Below are 20123 nucleotides of genomic sequence, written 5' to 3'. Positions count from 1 at the left end.
GGTCGTCCCGTCTGGATGTACGCCGACCGCCCTCGAGGTCACCGGGGTGTCCGCGCGCGGAGTGGTCCGCACACGGGCAGTTGGCAGGTCTTCGGACTCGCGGACACGCCCTCCTTGACGGAGGACACCTAGTGGCCGTCGCTTCCCAGGCCCGGTACCTCGGACCCAGTGCGTATGACGGCGGTCGTTCCCGCTCACCGCTGCGGGGCAGTCCCGGATTCCCACCGGGTTCCCTCTTGCGACACCCCGCCTGGCTGACGGGGCGAACCAGCTGCCCGGCCAGCCTACGGGGTTTCGCCCAGTGCGGTACGGCGCCGTCCAGCATTCGGAAGGTGACACAGAGCACCCGGGAACGGAGAGCCGAATGGGCGGGAAGCGCGTGCGCACGCGCTTCCCGCCCATCCCCTGTCGGCCGCTACCGGGACCCCCACGCCGGTGACGGTGCGGGCCCGATGCCGCGTAGTGCCAGGACCTCAGCCCTGGTCGTACGTGTGGAACCCGCGGCCTGCCTTGCGGCCGAGCAGTCCGGCCTCCACCATCCGCTGGAGCAGCGGAGGCGGGGCGTAGAGCGGCTCGCGGAACTCGTCGTACAGCGACTCCGCGATGGAGGCGACGGTGTCCAGGCCGATGAGGTCGGCCAGCCTGAGCGGGCCCATGGGGTGGGCGCAGCCCAGTTCCATGCCGGTGTCGATGTCGGTGACGGTGGCGAACCCGGACTCCGCCATACGGACGGCGGCGAGCACGTAGGGGATCAGCAGCGAGTTCACGACGAACCCGGCGCGGTCCTGGGAGCGGATGACCGTCTTGCCGAGCGTGCCGGCGGCGAATTCCTCGACCGCGGTGGTCGTGTCGGCCGAGGTGTGCAGCGAGGTGACCACCTCGACCAGCGGGAGGACGGGGACGGGGTTGAAGAAGTGCAGGCCCACGACCCGGTCCGCGCGGGCGGTCGCCATGCCGAGCCGCATGATCGGGAGGGAGGAGGTGTTGGTGGCCAGGACCGCCGCCGGGTCCTCGACGATCTTGTCGAGGGCGGCGAAGACCTCGGTCTTGGCATCGGGGTTCTCGACTACGGCCTCGATGACGAGTTGCCGGTCGGCCAGGTCGTCCAGACTGCCGGTGAACACCATCCGGGCGAGGGCGTCCTGTGCCGCCACCCGGTCCAGCTTGCCGCGCCGGACCGCCCGGTCGAGGGACGCGCCCACCCGGTCCCGTGCCGTGCGGGCGGCGACCGCGTCCACTTCGCAGACCACGGTGTCCAGCCCGGCCCGCGCGCACACCTCGGCGATGCCGGTGCCCATCTGCCCGCCGCCGACGACGCCGACGCGTGTGATGCCCGCGCTCATGCCTGGACCTCGGTCCGGCGCACGAGGTGGCGGCTGTAGGCGTCCGGCGTGAAGAACATCGGCAACTCGCTCGTCATCGCGGTCCGTTCGAAGAGGGCGCGGATCTCGTCGACGGGCGCCCACGGATACGCGGCACCGAGGGCGGCGATCTCGTCGTCGACGAGTTGTTCCACCGTCCGGCGGTCGATGACCCGGTGCCGGAGCCACTGCCAGATCTGCACGCGGGCGATCTCCGCGGTGGCCGCGTCCTCCATCAGCCCGTCGAGCGCGACCGCGCCCTGCCCGCGCAGCCAGGCGGCGTAGTACCGCAGGGCGACCGAGACATTGGTGCGCACCCCGTCGGCGGAGGGCGGCCCACTGATCCGTCGCACCGACAGCAGGTCCGCGGGAGCCACGTCGGCATCGTCACGGGTGCGGTCGAGCTGGTGGGGCCGGTCGGCGAGGACGCTGTCGAAGACTTCGCGGCAGACGGGGACGAGCGCGGGATGCGCCACCCAGGAGCCGTCGAAGCCGTCCTCGGCCTCGCGCTCCTTGTCCAGGCGGACCTTGGCGAGGGCAGCCTCGTTCGCGGCCGCGTCCCTGCCCGGCACCTGCGCGGCCATGCCGCCGATGGCGTGCGCCCCGCGCTTGTGGCAGGTGCGCACGAGCAGCTCGGTGTAGGCCCGCATGAACGGGGCGGTCATCGTGACCTTGGCGCGGTCGGGCAGCAGGAAGTCCGTGCGGTGGCCGAAGGTCTTGATGACGCTGAACAGGTAGTCCCAGCGGCCCGCGTTGAGGCCGGAACTGTGCTCGCGCAGCTCGTGGAGGATCTCCTCCATCTCGAAGGCGGCGGTGATCGTCTCGATGAGGACGGTGGCGCGGACGGTTCCGCGCGGGATGCCGAGAAGCTCCTGGGCGAGGACGAAGACGTCGTTCCACAGGCGGGCCTCGTAGCGGTTCTCCAGCTTGGGAAGGTAGAAGTACGGGCCGTGCCCGGCGTCGATCTGCCGCTGGGCGCAGTGGAAGAAGTAGAGGCCGAAGTCGACGAGGGCGGCGGGCACGGGCCGGCCGTCGAGTTCCAGGTGCTCCTCGTCCAGGTGCCAGCCGCGCGGGCGGACCATGATGGTGGCGAGCTGCTCGCCGAGCCGGTATTCCTTGCCTTCCGGTGTGGTGAAGTCGATCCGCCGCTCGACGGCGTCGAGCAGGTTGAGCTGTCCGTCGACGACGTTGTCCCACAAGGGCGCGGTGGCGTCCTCGAAGTCCGCCATCCACACCTTGGCGCCGGAGTTGAGGGCGTTGACGGTCATACGGCGGTCCGGCGGTCCGGTGATCTCCACGCGGCGGTCGGTCAGACCGGGCGCGGGCGGCGCCACCCGCCAGGAGGGGTCGTCGCGCACGGGGGCGGTGACCATGGGGAAGTCCAGCGGAGAGCCCGACGCCAGCCGCAGTGCCTGCCGTCGGCGTTCCTTCAACAGGGTCTGGCGCCGCGGCTCGAACGTCTCGGCCAGACGGCGGACGAAGTCCAGGGCGGCGGGAGTGAGGATCTCGTCGTGCCGGGGGCCGGGCGCGGCCACGACACGGATCTGCTGCGTGAGTGTGGTGGTGGACATCGGGCTCTCCTGAGGGGTGGGAGCGGAGGGGGACGCGGACGGTCGTCCGCCCTCCGCCGGGCCAAGGGCTCGGCCGCCGGCAGAGCGTGCGGCCCGGCCGCCTAGTGGAACTGCTCTTCCTCCGTGGAGCCCGACAGGGCGGTCGTGGAGGAGGCGGGGTTGACGGCGGTGGAGACGAGGTCGAAGTAGCCGGTGCCGACCTCGCGCTGGTGCCTGACGGCCGTGAAGCCCTGGGCCTGCGCCGCGAACTCCTTCTCCTGGAGGTCGACGTAGGCGGTCATGCCGTGTTCGGCGTAGCCGCGGGCCAGGTCGAACATGCCGTGGTTGAGCGAGTGGAAGCCGGCCAGGGTGATGAACTGGAAGCGGTAGCCCATCGCGCCCAGCTCCCGCTGGAACTTGGCGATCTGGTCGTCGTCCAGGGCGGCCTTCCAGTTGAAGGACGGCGAGCAGTTGTAGGCGAGCATCTGGTCCGGGTACCGCGCGTGGATCGCCTCGGCGAACTCGCGGGCCTGCTCCAGGTCCGGGGTGCCGGTCTCGACCCAGATGAGGTCGGCGTACGGCGCGTAGGCCAGACCACGGGCGATCACGGGGGCCATGCCGTTCTGCACGCGGTAGAAGCCCTCCGCCGTGCGCTCGCCGGTCACGAATTGGGCGTCGCGCTCGTCGACGTCGCTGGTCAGCAGGTTGGCGGCGAGCGCGTCGGTCCGGGCGACGATCACGGTCGGCACGTCGGCGATGTCGGCGGCGAGCCGGGCCGCGTTCAGGGTGCGGATGTGCTGCGAGGTCGGCACCAGGACCTTGCCGCCCAGGTGCCCGCACTTCTTCTCCGAGGCGAGCTGGTCCTCGTAGTGGATGCCCGCCGCGCCGGCCGCGATCATCGCCTTGGTCAGTTCGAAGGCGTTGAGCGGGCCGCCGAAGCCGGCCTCCGCGTCGGCCACGATCGGCGCGAGCCAGTCGGTGGTGTCACCGGCGTTCTCGGCGGTGGCGATCTGGTCGGCGCGCAGCAGCGCGTTGTTGATCCGGCGCACCACCTGGGGCACCGAGTTGACCGGGTACAGGCTCTGGTCGGGGTAGGTGTGGCCCGCCTGGTTGGCGTCGGCGGCGACCTGCCAGCCGGACAGGTAGATAGCCTGAAGGCCCGCCCGGACCTGCTGGACGGCCTGGCCGCCGGTGAGCGCGCCGAGGGCGTGGATGTAGTCGCGCTCGTGCAGTTGGCGCCAGAGCCGCTCGGCGCCGCGCCGGGCCAGGGTGTGCTCCTCGCGGACGCTGCCGGACAGCCGTACCACATCCTCGGCGCTGTAGGTGCGCTCGATGCCCTTCCACCGGGGGTCGGTGGCCCAGCGCCGTGCGAGTTCCTCCGCCGCCTGCGTCGTCGCCTCTGCCATGACTGTCACCGTCTCCTCGTTCTGTACGGGTTGCCAATGCCGCTATCCGGATGGACCGGTGTGGCACTGTGTGTCCTTGCTGAATTGCGGCCCGCCGTCACCTGGGGAGGTGGAGCTGAGCGATGTTGCCGGTGCAGATCGCTGCCGTTGCCGGGATCTCCGACGTCAGGGCTGAAATCGCGCCCCGGTTCCGGGCTGCGCCTGCCGGTTCCGGCGGGCCGCACAACGACTCTGGCACTGGCACTGAGTGCCATCAACCTGGGATGAGTGCCAATCTTTGCGAATCTTGGCGACCGCTTTTGCCAATCTTGCGAAGGGTCGACGGCGCGTCGCTCCAGTACGCTGACCGGAGTCGGACGCGGGTACGGAGGAACAGCTCGATGAGCAAGACGTACGCGGGAGCACGGCTCCGGCGGCTGCGCGAGGAACGTCGGATGACCCAGGCGGATCTCGCCCGCGTGCTGGGCATCTCCCCGAGCTACCTGAACCAGATGGAGCACGACTCACGGCCGCTGACGGTGCCCGTTCTGCTGCGGCTGACGGAGACGTTCGGCGTCGACCCGGGGTTCTTCTCGGAGCGGGACGTGACGCGCTTGGTGGCCGACCTGCGTGAGGCGCTCGCCGGAGAGATCGCCGAGTCCAGGGTCTCCGCCGCGGACCTCGGTGACCTGGCCGCCCGACTGCCCGGCGTCGCCAAGGTGCTCCTCGACCTCGGCCGGCGCAACCAGCAACTGTCCGAGCGCCTGGCCGGTGCGGCGGACGGCCGGGGCCAGGGCGCGACAGCCGTCTCCTCGCCGCACGAGGAGATCCGCGACTTCTTCTACCGCCGCCAGAACTACCTCCACGACATCGACCTCGCGGCCGAGCGACTGGCAGTCGAGATCGGTGTCCGGCCGGGCGAGGTGATCGGCGCCCTCACCGCGAGACTTGCTGAGGCTCACGGTGTGCGTCTGGCGGCCGAGCCCGGCACACGGCTGCACCGCTACGACGAGAGGAGTCGCACCCTGCACCTCTCCTCCCGCCTGCGGCCTGGGCAGCGTGCGTTCCGGATGGCGACGCAGCTTGCCCTTCTGGAACACGGGGAGGATCTCGACCGGTTGGCCGCCGAGGACTTCTCCCACGAGTCACCGGCCCAGGCGCTCGCTCGTATCGGAATCGCCAACTACTTCGCCGCCGCGCTGATCCTGCCGTACTCCGCCTTTCACACGGCCGCCGAGGAAGCGCGCTACGACATCGAGCGCCTCACCGACCACTTCGGTCTCGGCTACGAGACGGTCTGTCATCGGCTGAGCACCCTTCAGCGGCCGCGACTGCGCGGCGTGCCCTTCTCCTTCGTGCGCGTCGACCGGGCCGGCAATCTGTCCAAACGCCAGTCCGCCACCGGGTTCCACTTCTCCCGGGCCGGCGGAACCTGCCCGCTGTGGAACGTCTACGAGGCGTTCGCCACCCCCGGACGCATCCACGTCCAGATCGCCGAAATGCCCGACGGGCAGCGCTACCTGTGGACCGCGCGAGCCGTCACCCGTCACCGAGGCGGCTGGGGGGAACCGGGCAGGACCTACGCCATCGGCCTCGGCTGCGAGATCCGGCACGCCCACCGGCTCGTCTACTCCGACGGCCTCGACCTCGCCAACGCCTCCGCCGCCACCCCCATCGGCATGGGCTGCCGGGTCTGCGAACGCCTCGACTGCTCCCAGCGGGCCACACCACCGCTGGGGCGTGCGTTGCTCATCGACCAGAACAGCAGCACGTTCGTGCCCTATCCGGTCGAGGACGACGGCGCCGCCGCCGGGTGACCACGGCTTTCGGAGTGATCGGTGCGAGGCGAACCAGTCAGCGAAGATCCAGCGGTCTCGCGCGGACGGCTTGCCGCTGACTCACCGTTGCGGACGTGACCTCGAGGTTCAGCTGTGGTGACACGCCTCGCGACCTGCGGTGTACCAAAGTGCCAACCATCTTGCTGATTTCGTGTTCCCGGTTGCCAGAGCTGCATGGCATCAGTGCAGGTCGCAGACGTTGTCCAGTGCCAATGATCGAGCCTGGTCACAGCGGTCAGTCGGGGCCATTCAGATCGCGGTCACGTGTCGCCGCGCCCTTCGCCCAGCAGAGTCAGCTGCCGGCGGACTGCAGCAGTCACTCTTCGTTCGTCCTCGGTGGCGAGAAGGTCTAGCAGTGCTCCACGCAGGACCGCGAGTGTCAGAGTGCGGCGGACGGCGCCGTCTTCGCCTTCTCGTTCCGACTGCGGCTGGCAGGTGGCCAGGACGTCGAGCCAGTCGTCCACGGTGGACGCGGCGAACCCGGCCCAGGGGCCGTCGGGCTCGACGAGGGAACGGGCGTAGACCTCGGTCCACAGGCGCAGGAGTGGGCGGTGCTCTTCGGCGGCGAGCCACGTCCATACCTGCTCGGCTGCCGGGAGCAGTCCGATGGGACGTTCGGCGCGGCGGAGGCGGGTCAGAAGTGCCAGCTCGTCGGCGCGGGCCCGTTGCAGCAGTGCCCGCACGAGACCGTCCTTGTTGCCGAACAGGAACATGAGGACCCGGGTGCTGGAGCCGATGGCTTCGGCCAGCGGGCGCAGGGACAGATCGGTAAGGCCGTGGGTGAGCGTGTACTCGTAGGCGGCTTCCAGCAACTCGACCTGACGTGCGGACGGGTTTGCGGCCCTCCGGGGTGAAGAAGGCGGCCGGCTGAGCCGGTTCCCAGGGCCGGATGGCCTCGAAGTCCCGTGCCCGGTGCGCGGCGATCGGGGCCGCATCGGCGGGTTCTATCTGGCGGATCCCGGTGCTGCCGTGCATGGTCCGATCCTCGTCGCGGTGCGTCGGATGAGACCGGCCGGCCTGCCCACGAGCACCCTGCCGGTGCCGCCCGAGGCGGTCCTGGACGCGATGCGCCGTCACCGCCCCGGACTCGAAGTGCAGCACTGAGGCCGCCTGCCCGCCGTTTCGGATGCGACCAATCCGCAGCTCGTGCGGCCCCGGATTGCACAGGGATTTTCTGCCCTGTCACGCACACAGGAGAACCATTGTGAAGGAACCAGTACATATCCGAAGGGCGCGACGCAGCGGTTGGTGGCGTCCAGGATCGTCGCGATCCGCTCGTCGGCCTGGCGCCCCTGCCCCCGCTCGCCCCCGTCTCCGACGCGGCCACCGCCGCCGAGCAGGACGCGCCGGCCGTAAAGACCGCCTCCGGACCGGTGCGTGGTGAGGCCGCGGACAGCCTGAAAGTGTTCCGCGGCGCCCCTACGCGGCACCTACGGTGAAGGAGCGCCGAGATCGTCTCACCTGTGACCAGCAGTTACGGGTCAACCCTTGGCAAGCCCGGTCACACGGGGGAGGGACGGGGTCGGGCCGGGTGACGGGCTGGTGTCCGGCGGTCCCGGGGGTCACACTGCGGGCATGGCGTCCCGAAGCACACCCGACCCCGGGCTCTTCGGCCCCGCGTCCGTGACCTGGCAGATGCACGGCGACCCCATGATGTGGGTGGCCGGCGTCCGCGCCCTCTACCTCCAGGCGCTGCATCCGCGCGCGGTGCGCGGGGTCATGCAGAACTCCTCTGTGTTTGATCGTGAAGAGAGTGGCCGGCAGGACGCCTGGGGCCGGCTGATGCGTACCGCCGACTTCGTCGGCACCACGACGTACGGCACCACCGAGGCCGCCGAGAAGGCCGGCGCCCGGGTCCGGAAGATCCACGCCAGGCTGACGGCGACGGACCCGGAGACCGGTGAACGGTACGGGGTCGACGAGCCCGCGCTGCTGCTGTGGATCCACTGCGCCGAGATCGACTCCTATCTGCACGTCCTGCGCCGCTCCGGCTTCCCGCTCACCGACGCCCAGGCCGACCGCTACATCGGCGAACATCGCGTCGGCGCCCGCCTGGTGGGCCTGGAACCCGACGCCGTACCCGGCGACCGGGCCGAACTGGCCGCCTACTTCGCGCGGGTGCGTCCCGAACTGGCCGCCGGACCCGAGGCGCACACCGTGGACGACTTCCTGCTGCGCCCGCCGACGCACCCCCTCCTCGTCCCGGCGCGCGAGGTGCTGTGGCGGCGCGTGGCGGAGCTGGCGTACGCCTCCCTGCCGCCGTACGCCCACGCGCTGTACGGCAGACCGGCCCCGCTACCCGCCACCGTCACCCGCCGGTTGCGTGCCACCGGCACCCTCCTGCGCTGTGTTCCCGCACGTCTGCGCTGGCAACTCCCGCCCAAACACGTCCTGCGGGCCATGGCCCGCCTAGGTCCCGGTGCCCGCCCGGCACCGTACAAAGTCGGACGATAGGCCGCCATACTGGACGAGCCAGGGGAGGGCGGGGCGAACGGGGGCGACCGTACGCGATGGCGGAGACCAGGCTGATCCAGGGCCGGTACCGATTGCTCGACATGATCGGGCGCGGCGGCATGGGCGAGGTGTGGCGTGCGCGGGACGAGTCGCTCGACCGGCACGTCGCCGTGAAGTGGCTCAAGCCGCGCGGTCCGGCGCACGACGCGAGTTTCACCCGGGTGCTGCGCGAGCGGTTCCGGCGCGAGGCCCGGGTGGCCGCGGGCCTCCAGCACCGCGGGGTGACCGTCGTCCACGACTTCGGTGAGTGGGACGGTGTCCTCTTCCTCGTCATGGAGCTCCTGGACGGCCGCGACCTGGGCCGGCTGCTGGAGGACGACGGGCACCGGCCGCTGCCCGTCGCGGACGTCGTCGAGATCGCCGACCAGGTCGCGGCCGCGCTCGCCTACACCCACCGCCAGGGCATCGTGCACCGCGACCTGAAGCCCGCCAACATCGTCCGGCTGACCGACGGCACCGTGAAGATATGCGACTTCGGCATCGCGCGGCTGGGCCACGACATCGGCTTCACGTCCCGGCTGACCGGCACCGGCATCGCCATGGGCACCCCGCACTACATGTCGCCCGAGCAGATCGCCGGCAGCGAGGTCGACCAGCGCAGCGACCTGTACTCGTTCGGCTGCGTGCTGTACGAGATCGCCACCGGGGCGCCGCCGTTCGACCTCGACGACGCCTGGGCGGTCCTCATCGGCCACCGCGACACCCCGCCCCGCCCGCCGCGCGAGCACCGCGCCGAACTGCCCGGGTACCTGGAGCGGATCATCCTCGACCTGCTCGCCAAGGAACCCGGACAACGCCCCGGTGACGCCCTCGAAGTGGGCCGCCGGATCGTCGCGGGCCGCACCCCGGCGGTGTACGTGCCGACCGTGGTGAGTCCCCGTCCGCAGCTGCGCATCCCCGAGCCGGCCGCCCGCGAACCGCGCCTGCCGTCCTGGACCCGGGGCATGACCACCGGCCACAAGGCGACCGCGGCCGGGCTGCGTCCGGCACTCCCCGACGCCGGGGCCGCGCTCACCGGCGAGTGGATCGCGCGCCCGGTCACCGGCCGGCCCGCGCTGCCGCCCCGGCCCGACGCGGTGCCCGCCGCGGGCCGCGAGACCCTCACCGCCCTCGCCGGGCGGCACAGCACGGGGCTCGGGCTGGGCCGCCTCGGCCGCTGGAGCGAGGCCGGCGAGGTGCACCGCGCGGTCGCCGACGAACGCGAACGCCTCCTCGGCCCCGACCACCCCGACACCCTCGCCAGCCGCTACGAGCTCGCCTTCACCCTCAGCCGCACCGGCCGCGCCGGCGACGCGCTGCGCGTGTACAAGCAGGTCGCCGCGGCCCGCACCCGGGCGCTGGGCGCCGACCATCCCGACTCGCTCGCCGTGCGCCAGGAGATGGCCTACGTCCTCGGACAGCTGGGCCGTCACTTCGACGCGCACCAGGTCTACCGCGCGGTGCTCGCCGCCCGCGAGCAGACCATGGGCCCGGACCACCCCGACACCCTGCGCTGCCGTCACAACCTCGCCTTCAACCTCAGCCGGCTCGGCCGTCCGCAGGACTCGTACCGCATGGCCCACGAGGTCGCCGCCGCCCGCGCCCGGGTGCTCGGCCCCGACCACCCGGACACCCTGGTGACCCGTTACGAGGTCGCCTACGCGCTCGGCCAGCTCGGCCGCTGGCCGGAGGCGCTCCAGCTGTACCGCGAGATCGCCGAGGCCCGCGCCCGGACCCTCGGCCCCGACCACGCCGACACCCTTGCCGCCCGGCACGAGATCGGCATCAGCCTCGGCCGGCTGGGCCGCAGCGCGGAGGCGCTCGTCCTCTACCGCGACCTCGCCGCGGACCGCACCCGGGTGCACGGCCCCGCGCATGTCGAGACCCTGCGCGCCCGCCACGGCCTGGGCGTCAACCTGGGCCGCCTCGGCCGCTGGGAGGAGGCCCTCGCCGAGGCCCGGGACGTGTGCGCGATCCGTGAGCGCGCGCTGGGCCCGGACCACCCCGACACCCTGGTCAGCCGGCGCGAGGTCGCCGTGGGTCTGGGCTGGCTCGGCCGCTGGCCGGACGCGCTGGCCGAGTACCGGCAGGTGGCGTCGGCCCGCGAGCGCGTCCTCGGCGCGGACCACGCCGACACCCTCGCCAGCCGCAACGACGAGGCCCACTGCCTGGAGCAGCTCGGACGCTCCGCGGAGGCGGTCGAGTTGTACAGGAGGGTCGCGGTGCTGCGTCAGCAACAGGCGGCGCAGGGCCGCTGACCCCGGCGTCCGCCCTCTGGCCGACCCGGATCACCTCGTGTTACCTGGGATCATGGCTGCTCTCGAGGGACAACACAGCGGACGACACGGCGGACGACACAACGGACAGCACGGCGGACAACACGGCGGACGACGCGGTTACGACGCGGTGATCGTCGGCGGAGGACACAACGGCCTGGTCGCCGCGGCCTATCTGGCCCGGGCCGGCCGGTCCGTACTGGTGCTGGAGCGACTGGAGCGCACCGGCGGCGCGGCCGTCTCCACCCGCCCGTTCACCGGCGTCGACGCTCGGCTCTCGCGCTACTCCTACCTGGTCAGCCTGTTGCCGAAGAAGATCGTGCGGGATCTGGGCCTGGACTTCCGGGTGCGCGGGCGGACCATCTCCTCGTACACCCCCGTCGAACGCGACGGACGGCACACCGGGCTGCTCGTCGGCGGCGGCGAACGGCGCAACCGCGAGGCCTTCGCCCGGCTGACCGGCGGCCCGCGCGAGTACGAGGCCTGGCAGCGCTTCTACGCCATGACGGGCCGCGTCGCCGAGCGGGTCTTCCCGACCCTGACCGGCCCGCTGCCCACCCGCGAGGAACTGCGCCGCCGGGTCGACGACGAGGACGCCTGGCGGATGCTGTTCGAGGAGCCCATCGGGGTCGCCGTCGAGAAGCACTTCGCCGACGACCTGGTCCGCGGCATCGTCCTGACCGACGCGCTCATCGGCACCTTCGCCGACGCCCACGACCCCTCGCTGAAGCAGAACCGCTGCTTCCTCTACCACGTGATCGGCGGCGGCACCGGAGCCTGGGACGTACCCGTCGGCGGCATGGGCGCCCTGACCGACGCGCTGGCCGCGGCCGCCCGCCAGGCCGGTGCCGTCCTCGCGACCGGGCACGAGGCGCTGCGGATCACCACGGACGGGCGGACGGCCGAGGTCACCTACCGCACGGCGGACGGCGAGGGGGTCGCCGAGGCCCGCTACGTCCTGGTCAACGCCTCCCCGCAGGCTCTCGCGGAGCTGACCGGCGACACCCCGCCGGACCCCGCCGAGGGCGCGCAGCTGAAGGTGAACATGCTGCTCAAGCGGCTGCCGAGGCTGCGGGACAGGTCCGTCGACCCCCGCGAGGCGTTCGCCGGCACCTTCCACATCGCCGAGGGCTACGAGCAACTGGCCACCGCGCACGCCCAGGCCGCCGCGGGCGAACTGCCCACCGCCCCGCCCTCCGAGATCTACTGCCACTCCCTCACCGACCCGACGATCCTCGGCCCGGACCTGGTCCGGCAGGGCTACCAGACCCTCACCCTGTTCGGCCTGCACACCCCGGCCCACCTGTTCGAACAGGACAACGACGCCGTACGCGCGGAGCTGCTGAGGTCGACCCTGGCCCAGCTCGACGCGCACCTCGACGAGCCGCTCGCCGACTGTCTCGCCGTCGACGCCGACGGACGCCCGTGCCTGGAGGCGAAGACCCCGCTGGACCTGGAGCGCGACCTGCGGCTGCCCGGGGGCAACATCTTCCACCGCGACCTGTCCTGGCCGTACGCCGACGAGGGCACCGGCCGCTGGGGCGTGGCGACCCGGCACGCCAACGTGCTGCTCTGCGGGGCCGGCGCGGTGCGCGGCGGCGGAGTGAGTGGGGTACCCGGGCACAACGCGGCGATGGCCGTGCTGGAGGAGGGAGCCGACTGAGCGGCTCCTGACACCTCGCCGGACAGGCCCTAATGTCGACGGATGGACATGGCAGCCGTACGACTCGAAGCGGCCGGCACCGCGACCGCCCCCGCCCTCCTGCTGCGCCCCTGGACCCCGGCCGACGCGCCCGCCCTGGTCGAGACGTACCGGGACGCGGTGCTGCGCCGCTGGACCAGTGGGGCGGTGCACGACGAGGAGAGCGCGACGGCCTGGGTACGGACGCAGCGACGGGGCTGGGAGGCGGGGGAGCGCTTCGCCTTCGCCGTCCTGGAGGCCCCGCAGGGCGGCGCGGGCGGGCGGCCGGCGGGTCACGTCGTCCTCAAGAGACCCGTCGCCGCGGCGCCCACGGCCGAGGTCGGGTACTGGACCGCGGCGCACGCCCGCGGCCGGGGCGTGGCGCCCCGGGCCCTGGGCGCGCTGGTCGACTGGGCCTTCACCGCCTTCGCCGCCGACGGACCGACCCGGCTGGAACTCGTCCACCAGGAGGACAACACCGCGTCCTGCCGCGTCGCGCAGAAGGCCGGGTTCGTCTTCACCGCCCTGTTGCCCGCGGCCCCGCCCGCCCACCCCCGCGACGGCCATCTGCACACCGCCGTCCGCGGGGCCCCACAGGAAATCTGACGGAGCATCAGAAAAGGTCTTCCGTCGGCAGGACGGCTGCGGCATCCTGCGCCCATGCAGACGGAGCTGAGCAGGAAACTGGGAGTCGAGCACGCCGTCTTCGGCTTCACGCCGTTCCCCGCCGTCGCCGCGGCCATCAGCAGGGCCGGCGGCTTCGGGGTGCTCGGCGCGGTCCGGTACACCGCCCCGGACGACCTCAAGCGCGATCTCGACTGGATCGAGGCGCACATCGGCGGGCGGCCCTACGGCCTGGACGTCGTCATGCCCGCCAAGAAGGTCGAGGGCGTGACCGAGGCCGACGTCGAGGCGATGATCCCCGAGGGGCACCGCCGGTTCGTCGCGGACACCCTCGCCAAGTACGGCGTGCCCGAGCTGGCCCCGGGCGAGCCGTCCGGCTGGCGGATCACCGGCTGGATGGAACAGGTCGCCCGCACCCAGCTCGACGTCGCCTTCGGCTACCCGATCCGGCTGCTCGCCAACGCCCTCGGCTCACCGCCCGCGGACGTCGTGGCCCGCGCCCACGACCGGGACGTGCTCGTCGCCGCGCTCGCCGGCAGCGCCCGGCACGCCCGCAAGCACCAGGAGGCCGGCATCGACATCGTCGTCGCGCAGGGGTACGAGGCCGGCGGCCACACCGGGGAGATCGCCACCATGGTGCTCACCCCCGAGGTCGTCGAGGCCGTCGCCCCGCTGCCCGTGCTGGCCGCCGGCGGCATCGGCAGCGGCGAGCAGGCCGCCGCCGCGTTCGCGCTCGGCGCCCAGGGGGTGTGGCTGGGATCCCTGTGGCTCACCACGACCGAGGCCGACCTCACCTCGCCCGCCCTGGCCCGCAAACTGCTGGCCGCGGGCTCCGGCGACACCGTCCGCTCCCGCGCCCTGACCGGGAAGCCGGCCCGCCAGCTGCGTACCGAATGGACCGACGCCTGGGACGCCCCGGACGGGCCCGGCACCCTCCCCATGCCCCTGCAGGGGCTGCTCGTCGCCGAGGCCGTCTCCCGTATCCAGAAGTACGAGATCGACCCGCTGCTCGGCACACCCGTCGGCCAGATCGTCGGCCGCATGAACAGCGAACGCGCAGTCCAGGACGTCTTCGACGACCTCACCCGCGGCTTCGAACGGGCCGTGGACCGGGTCAGCCGCATCGCCGGAAGGAGCGGCCGGTCGTGAGCACACCCAGCGCACCCCCCACCGGATTCTGGGCCCAGGCCACCGCGGACCCCGACCGTACCGTCCTCGTCGCCCCCGACGGCGAACAGTGGACCGCCGGGCGCCTGCACGCCGCCGCCAACCGGCTCGTGCACGGTCTGCGTGCGGCCGGGCTCGAACGCGGCGACTCCTTCGCGGTCGTCCTGCCCAATTCCGCCGAGTTCTTCGCCGCCTACCTGGCCGCCTCCCAGGCCGGGTTCTACCTCGTCCCGGTCAACCACCACTTCGTCGCACCCGAGATCGCCTGGATCGTCGCCGACTCCGGCGCCAAGGTCCTCATCACCCATGAACGGTTCGCAGGGCCCGTCAGGCAGGCCGCCGACGAGGCCGGGCTGCCGGCCGAGGGCCGGTACGCCGTCGGCACGGTCGAGGGCTTCCGCCCGTACGCCGAACTCCTCGACGGACAGCCGGAGTCGGCGCCCGCGGACCGCACCCTCGGCTGGGTCATGAACTACACCTCGGGCACCACGGGACGCCCCCGCGGGATCCGGCGCCCGCTGCCCGGCAAGCTCCCCGAGGAGTCCTACCTCGGCGGATTCCTCGGCATCTTCGGCATCCGGCCGTACGCCGACAACGTCCACCTCGTCTGCTCGCCGCTGTACCACACGGCCGTCCTGCAGTTCGCGGGCGCCTCGCTGCACATCGGCCACCGGCTGGTGCTGATGGACAAGTGGACGCCCGAGGAGATGCTCCGCCTCATCGACACCCACCGGTGCACCCACACCCACATGGTGCCGACCCAGTTCCACCGGCTGCTCGCCCTGCCCGAGCAGGTCAGGAGGTCGTACGACGTCTCCGCCATGCGGCACGCCATCCACGGCGCCGCGCCCTGCCCCGACCACGTCAAGCGCGCGATGATCGACTGGTGGGGGCACGCGGTGGAGGAGTACTACGCGGCCAGCGAGGGCGGCGGCGCCTTCGCCACCGCCGAGGACTGGCTGAAGAAGCCCGGGACGGTCGGCAAGGCCTGGCCGATCAGCGAACTCGCGGTCTTCGACGACGACGGCAACCGGCTGCCGCCCGGCGAACTCGGCACCGTCTACCTGAAGATGAACACCGGAGGCTTCGCCTACCACAAGGACCAGGCCAAGACGCGCAAGAACCGCATCGGTGACTTCTTCACCGTCGGCGACCTCGGCTACCTCGACGAGGACGGCTATCTGTTCCTCCGCGACCGCAAGATCGACATGATCATCTCGGGCGGGGTCAACATCTACCCGGCCGAGATCGAGTCCGCCCTCCTCGCGCACCCCGCCGTCGCCGACGCAGCCGCCTTCGGCATCCCGCACGACGACTGGGGCGAGCAGGTCAAGGCCGTCGTCGAACCGGCCCCGGGCCACGAGGCCGGCCCGGACCTCGCGGCCGCGCTCCTCGACCACTGCGCCGGGCGGCTCGCCGGCTACAAGTGCCCGAAGAGCGTCGACTTCGTCGCCGAGATGCCGCGCGACCCCAACGGCAAGCTCTACAAGCGGCGGCTGCGCGACCCGTACTGGGAGGGCCACGCGAAGAAGATGTGACCCCGGCGGGGTCCCGGGACGCGTGGCCGGGACCCCGCCGGGGCCGGGCGCTTGACCTCGCACTTCCGCGGGACCGAGGATCAGGTCCCATGACGCCTGGACACGGGAGCACGGTTGACGGGGTGGTGCGGCGCAGCGCCCGTCGCACCCCGGCGCGCGTCGCGGTGGACTACCGCGACCGCACCTGGACCTACGAGGAACTCGACACGGCCGTCTCCCGCGCGGCGAGCGTGCTGCTCGACCAGGGCCTCGCCCCGGGCGACCGGGTCGGCGCCTACGGCCACAACTCCGACGCCTACCTGATCGCCTTCCTGGCCTGCGCCCGCGCGGGCCTGGTGCACGTACCGGTCAACCAGAACCTGACCGGCGGCGATCTCGCGTACATCGTCGGCCAGTCGGGCAGCGCGCTGGTCCTCACAGATCCCGACCTGGCCGACCGCCTGCCCGCGGACGTGCGCACGCTGGCGCTGCGCGACACCGACGACTCCCTGCTGGCCCGGCTGGCCACGGCGGTGCCGTACGACGGCCCCGAGCCCCGCGGCGAGGACCTCGTGCAACTGCTCTACACCTCGGGGACGACGGCGCTGCCCAAGGGCGCCATGATGACCCACCGGGCGCTGGTCCACGAGTACTTGAGCGCGATCACCGCTCTCGACCTGAGCGCGGGCGACCGCCCGGTGCACTCCCTGCCGCTCTACCACTCGGCGCAGATGCACGTGTTCCTGCTGCCCTACCTGGCGGTCGGCGCGACGAACGTCATCCTCGACGCACCCGACGGCGACGCGCTGTTCGACCTGATCGAAGCCGGCCGCGTGGACAGCCTGTTCGCGCCGCCGACGGTGTGGATCGGACTGGCGGGCCGCCCCGACTTCGCCACCCGCGACCTCGGCGGACTGCGCAAGGCCTACTACGGGGCGTCGATCATGCCCGTCCCGGTCCTGGAGCGGCTGCGCGAGCGGCTGCCGAAGCTGGGCTTCTACAACTGCTTCGGCCAGAGCGAGATCGGCCCGCTGGCCACCGTCCTCGCCCCGGACGAGCACAAGGGCCGGATGGACTCCTGCGGCCGTACGGTCCTCTTCGTGGACGCCCGGGTCGTCGACGAGGACGGCAGGGACGTGCCCGACGGCACGCCCGGTGAGATCGTCTACCGCTCCCCGCAGCTGTGCGAGGGCTACTGGGACAAGCCCGAGGAGACCGCCGAGGCCTTCCGCGACGGCTGGTTCCACTCCGGCGACCTCGCGGTGCGCGACGCCCACGGCTTCTTCACGGTCGTCGACCGGGTCAAGGACGTCATCAACTCCGGTGGCGTCCTGGTCGCCTCACGCCAGGTCGAGGACGCCCTCTACACCCATGACGCCGTCGCCGAGGTCGCCGTCGTCGGCCTGCCCGACGAACGCTGGATCGAGGCGGTCACCGCGATCGTGGTGCCGCGCGGCGAGGCCACCGAGGCCGAACTCATCGCCCACGCCCGCGAGCAGCTCACCCCCTTCAAGGCACCCAAGCGCGTGCTGTTCGTCGAGACCCTGCCGCGCAACGCCAGCGGAAAGATCCTCAAGCGCGAGCTGCGGGACCGGTTCAGCGACCGTCCATGAGCCGCGGGGCGGCCGGCCGGGGAGCGCGCTCACGAGCCGCGGTGTCCGGGTCCACGCCCCGCTCCCGCAGCCGCGCGCGGACCCGCTCCCACCGGCCGGCGGGCAACTGCCAGCCGATCACCGATCCGGTGTCACTCGCGGAGAAGGAGACTCCTGATCCCCTCGGCCCCCAGATCTCCGCGGAGATGGTGTGCGGCACGAGGGTGATGAACCATGCGCGCTGCCGCTCGTCCGCCAGGTCCAGGAAGACGGCGGTCTCCCCTTCCCGAGCCCCCGTCGCACCGGTGACGGCGGTGAGGGCGGCCCGGGCGTCCGAAGGCCAGGGAAGGTCGGAAATGAGGTCGATGTCCGTCGAAGCCGCGTCGGGTGCCACCTCCCGGATCACCTCTTCCACCACTGCCCGCGCTGTTCCGGGGGCGGTGCCCTCGGCGAGGAAGAGGTCGAGCGGGCGTGGCTTGCGGTCACCGCGGCGTCGGAAAGGCCGCGCGAACTCGCTGAGTACGTAGGTGAGTGGGCGTCCGGCAGTCATCGGGTTCGTCGTCGCTTCCTTCGAGGTCCTGCGCGGATCGTCTCATCGGTTGCGCTCGTAGGCCGCACGAACTGCCCGCAGGAGGATCGGGCTTCGGCGGCGACGCGGGTGGTGATGCTGCCGTGGTGGGCCCGGTCCCCGGTCGAGGACGGAGGAGAGCCTGCCACGGCCTCGGTAAATCCTTCGACAGGGTGCCGACCGCCTGGCAGGCTTCGCCCATGACCTACGGAATCGAGTACCGCTCCACCCGGTGAGCGCCCGGGAAGAGCGCAGCGCGCTCACTCCTCCGACCGCTCTGCACGACCATGTCCTGCGTCTGCTGCGCGAGGCCGCCGACGGGTTCCCGCCCCGGCGCGGCTACTCCCTGCCCCGGAGGACCGCAACGGACGAGGACCCGCTCTCCCGGCAGGAGGCGCTGCGTGCCATCCGGGGAGCGCTCAGCCCGCTTCCGGACGAACCCGCCACGCTGCACAGCCGCTTCGAACGGGTCGGCATCCGGGACCGCCACCGGCACCTGATCAAGGCCGCCGTGGGCGGGCTGCCCCTGCCGGCCGAACAGGTGGACGCGGCCCGCACCCTGGGACGGCGGCTGGTGCGGACCGGCACCACGGTGCTCACCGTCACCGTCGGCATCGCCCTGCTGCGCCGCGTCGGCGAGCCCGAGGACGTCCCGTATCTCTCCGTTCTCGGCCTGTTGCGTGATCTCACCGGCCCAGCGGTCCACGCGCTCGACATCCTCGATCGCCGGTCCGCCGCCGTCCTGTGGCTCGCGGTCGGCGTCCGTCGCGACGAACTGCAGCCCCTCGTCCGCGCCCTGTGGACGGACGACCGGCAGGCCGTACGAACGGAGCTGATCGCGCTGCCCGACGCACCGCTCTTCGCCGACGGCACGGTCGCCCGCCGGATCGCGGAGGCGTCCCGGCTGCCCGGTCTGCTCGACGACCACCCCGCCGACACCCGCCTGCTCGCCCGCGCGGGCCGGCTGCTCGTGCGGATGGGGTGCTCGCGCGACGACCCGACCGACCTCCTCGCCTACCGCGACGCGCTCCGCGTGTACGACAGCGTCGCCGGCCGAGCCGGTCTGCTGCCGCCCACGCTCGACAACGCGGCCATGCTGCTGTCGCTCGCCCTGGACCTGAGCAGCGGCACCGGCGTGCTGCTGGACTGGCCGCCCGGGCGGCGCGCGGCACTGCGGGAATCGCTCGGACGGCTGTCGGCCGAGCCCCGGTGGACATCGGCGGGTGCCACCGGCGGCGAGGCGGCGCAGCGGCGGCGAGCCGACTGGATCCGCCGCACCGGACGACGGCCGTTCAGGCGACCGGCCACGCCCGACGGGTTCCGCATCGAGGTGGTGACCGGTGACCCCGCGGACCGAGAACCCGTCGAGACACGTGTGCTCATCGACGGCCGTCCGGTGGTCCCGGCCGTCTTCGGCCGTGGTCGCGCCCACGGCCCCGAGCATCTGCTGGACGAAGGCCGGCTGCGGGCGGGGGAGGAGCCTCGGGAGGTGCAACTCGCGGAGGCCGACTGCACGGAGGGATGCTGCGGTGCCCTCTACGTCACCATCCGGCGAGAAGCGGACCAAGTCGTCTGGGAGAACTGGCGGCAGACCATGACGGGCTCCCGCGGGCCCGGGGCCGAACCGCCCGCCCACCGGTTCGACGCCTCCGCCTACGACGCGGAGATCGCCAGGGCGGAGACCGACGACGCCTGGTCCTGGCGGGCTCTCACCGTCGCCCGTCTGATCAAGACGGGGCTGATCGGGGAACCGGACCTGCTGGGCCGATGGGATGCGAGCCGTGGTTGGATCAGCAGCGGCTTCGACGACCCCGACACCGCCGTGGTCACCTTCTGGCACGTGCCGGGGACGGCCTCCGGCCGACCGGAACGAGCCGACAGTCCCCTTCAGTTCCGCTGGGTCATCCCGGACGACGGCACCCCGCCCGAAGCACAGGCCGCCGCCGCGCTGCGGCGACTGGCCGAGGACGACCCGAAGTCCTACGCCCAGGTGTGCGGTGGCAGCCGTGAGCGTGCCGAAGAACTCGGGTTCCCCTGGCCCGGCAGCACCTGACCGACCGCCCTCGTCCCA

General features: G+C 72.3%; 14 protein-coding genes and 1 riboswitch. Of the genes, 9 read left to right on the top strand and 5 right to left on the bottom strand.

Translation table 11 applies throughout. The features are described 5' to 3' along the window. Positions 1-65 precede the first annotated feature (65 nt). Positions 66-287, bottom strand: a riboswitch (cobalamin riboswitch). A 186-nt stretch (positions 288-473) separates the two neighbouring features. The 3 genes from ACZ7OY_RS19980 to aceA all read right to left on the bottom strand — a co-directional run bounded on the left by ACZ7OY_RS19980 (position 474) and on the right by aceA (position 4317). Further along, a complete protein-coding gene (locus ACZ7OY_RS19980; protein ID WP_471912570.1) occupies positions 474-1343 on the bottom strand; it encodes a 3-hydroxybutyryl-CoA dehydrogenase in 870 nt (289 codons plus the stop codon). After that, entirely contained in the window at positions 1340-2932 is a 1593-nt protein-coding gene (gene aceB / locus ACZ7OY_RS19975) for a malate synthase A (protein WP_471912569.1), read from the bottom strand. Before aceB ends, ACZ7OY_RS19980 begins: the two co-directional genes overlap by 4 nt. Positions 2933-3033: 101 nt before the next feature. Next, positions 3034-4317 carry an isocitrate lyase gene (gene aceA, locus ACZ7OY_RS19970; protein ID WP_471912568.1) on the bottom strand — a complete coding sequence of 428 codons (1284 nt, stop codon included), beginning with the start codon at positions 4315-4317 and terminating at the stop codon, positions 3034-3036. A gap of 380 nt (positions 4318-4697) precedes the next feature. Here aceA and ACZ7OY_RS19965 point away from each other — a divergent pair, with 380 nt between their 5' ends. Then, entirely contained in the window at positions 4698-6113 is a 1416-nt protein-coding gene (locus tag ACZ7OY_RS19965; RefSeq protein ID WP_471912567.1) for a short-chain fatty acyl-CoA regulator family protein, read from the top strand. Positions 6114-6394: 281 nt separating this feature from the next. Here the strand turns inward: ACZ7OY_RS19965 and ACZ7OY_RS19960 are convergent, their stop codons facing one another. After that, a complete protein-coding gene (locus ACZ7OY_RS19960; protein ID WP_471912566.1) occupies positions 6395-6946 on the bottom strand; it encodes a TetR/AcrR family transcriptional regulator in 552 nt (183 codons plus the stop codon). A gap of 763 nt (positions 6947-7709) precedes the next feature. Between ACZ7OY_RS19960 and ACZ7OY_RS19955 the strand changes: the two genes are divergently transcribed. From ACZ7OY_RS19955 to ACZ7OY_RS19925, 7 genes are all read left to right on the top strand, one after another. After that, a complete protein-coding gene (locus tag ACZ7OY_RS19955; RefSeq protein ID WP_471912565.1) occupies positions 7710-8588 on the top strand; it encodes an oxygenase MpaB family protein in 879 nt (292 codons plus the stop codon). Positions 8589-8644: 56 nt separating this feature from the next. Next, positions 8645-10885 carry a serine/threonine-protein kinase gene (locus tag ACZ7OY_RS19950; protein WP_471912564.1) on the top strand — a complete coding sequence of 747 codons (2241 nt, stop codon included), beginning with the start codon at positions 8645-8647 and terminating at the stop codon, positions 10883-10885. A gap of 52 nt (positions 10886-10937) precedes the next feature. Continuing rightward, positions 10938-12566 carry a phytoene desaturase family protein gene (locus tag ACZ7OY_RS19945; protein WP_471912563.1) on the top strand — a complete coding sequence of 543 codons (1629 nt, stop codon included), beginning with the start codon at positions 10938-10940 and terminating at the stop codon, positions 12564-12566. A 42-nt stretch (positions 12567-12608) separates the two neighbouring features. Beyond that, a complete protein-coding gene (locus ACZ7OY_RS19940) occupies positions 12609-13190 on the top strand; it encodes a GNAT family N-acetyltransferase (protein WP_471912562.1) in 582 nt (193 codons plus the stop codon). A gap of 54 nt (positions 13191-13244) precedes the next feature. Continuing rightward, positions 13245-14357: an NAD(P)H-dependent flavin oxidoreductase gene (locus ACZ7OY_RS19935; RefSeq protein ID WP_471912561.1), complete on the top strand. Its 1113-nt coding sequence runs from the start codon at positions 13245-13247 to the stop codon at positions 14355-14357. Further along, positions 14354-15913, top strand: a complete 1560-nt coding sequence (locus ACZ7OY_RS19930; RefSeq protein ID WP_471912560.1) for an acyl-CoA synthetase — start codon at positions 14354-14356, stop codon at positions 15911-15913. The genes ACZ7OY_RS19935 and ACZ7OY_RS19930 overlap by 4 nt, the downstream gene beginning before the upstream one ends. A gap of 89 nt (positions 15914-16002) precedes the next feature. Next, complete coding sequence (locus ACZ7OY_RS19925) at positions 16003-17505, top strand: acyl-CoA synthetase (protein ID WP_471912559.1); 1503 nt, start codon at positions 16003-16005, stop codon at positions 17503-17505. Here the strand turns inward: ACZ7OY_RS19925 and ACZ7OY_RS19920 are convergent. Beyond that, entirely contained in the window at positions 17489-18034 is a 546-nt protein-coding gene (locus tag ACZ7OY_RS19920) for a hypothetical protein (protein WP_471912558.1), read from the bottom strand. The genes ACZ7OY_RS19925 and ACZ7OY_RS19920 overlap by 17 nt on opposite strands. Before the next feature lie 250 nt (positions 18035-18284). Between ACZ7OY_RS19920 and ACZ7OY_RS19915 the strand changes: the two genes are divergently transcribed. After that, positions 18285-20105, top strand: a complete 1821-nt coding sequence (locus ACZ7OY_RS19915) for a hypothetical protein (RefSeq protein ID WP_471912557.1) — start codon at positions 18285-18287, stop codon at positions 20103-20105. Positions 20106-20123 lie beyond the last annotated feature (18 nt).

Source organism: Streptomyces sp. NPDC107559 (genome assembly GCF_055657365.1).
This window is presented reverse-complemented; position numbering and strand designations above follow the sequence as displayed.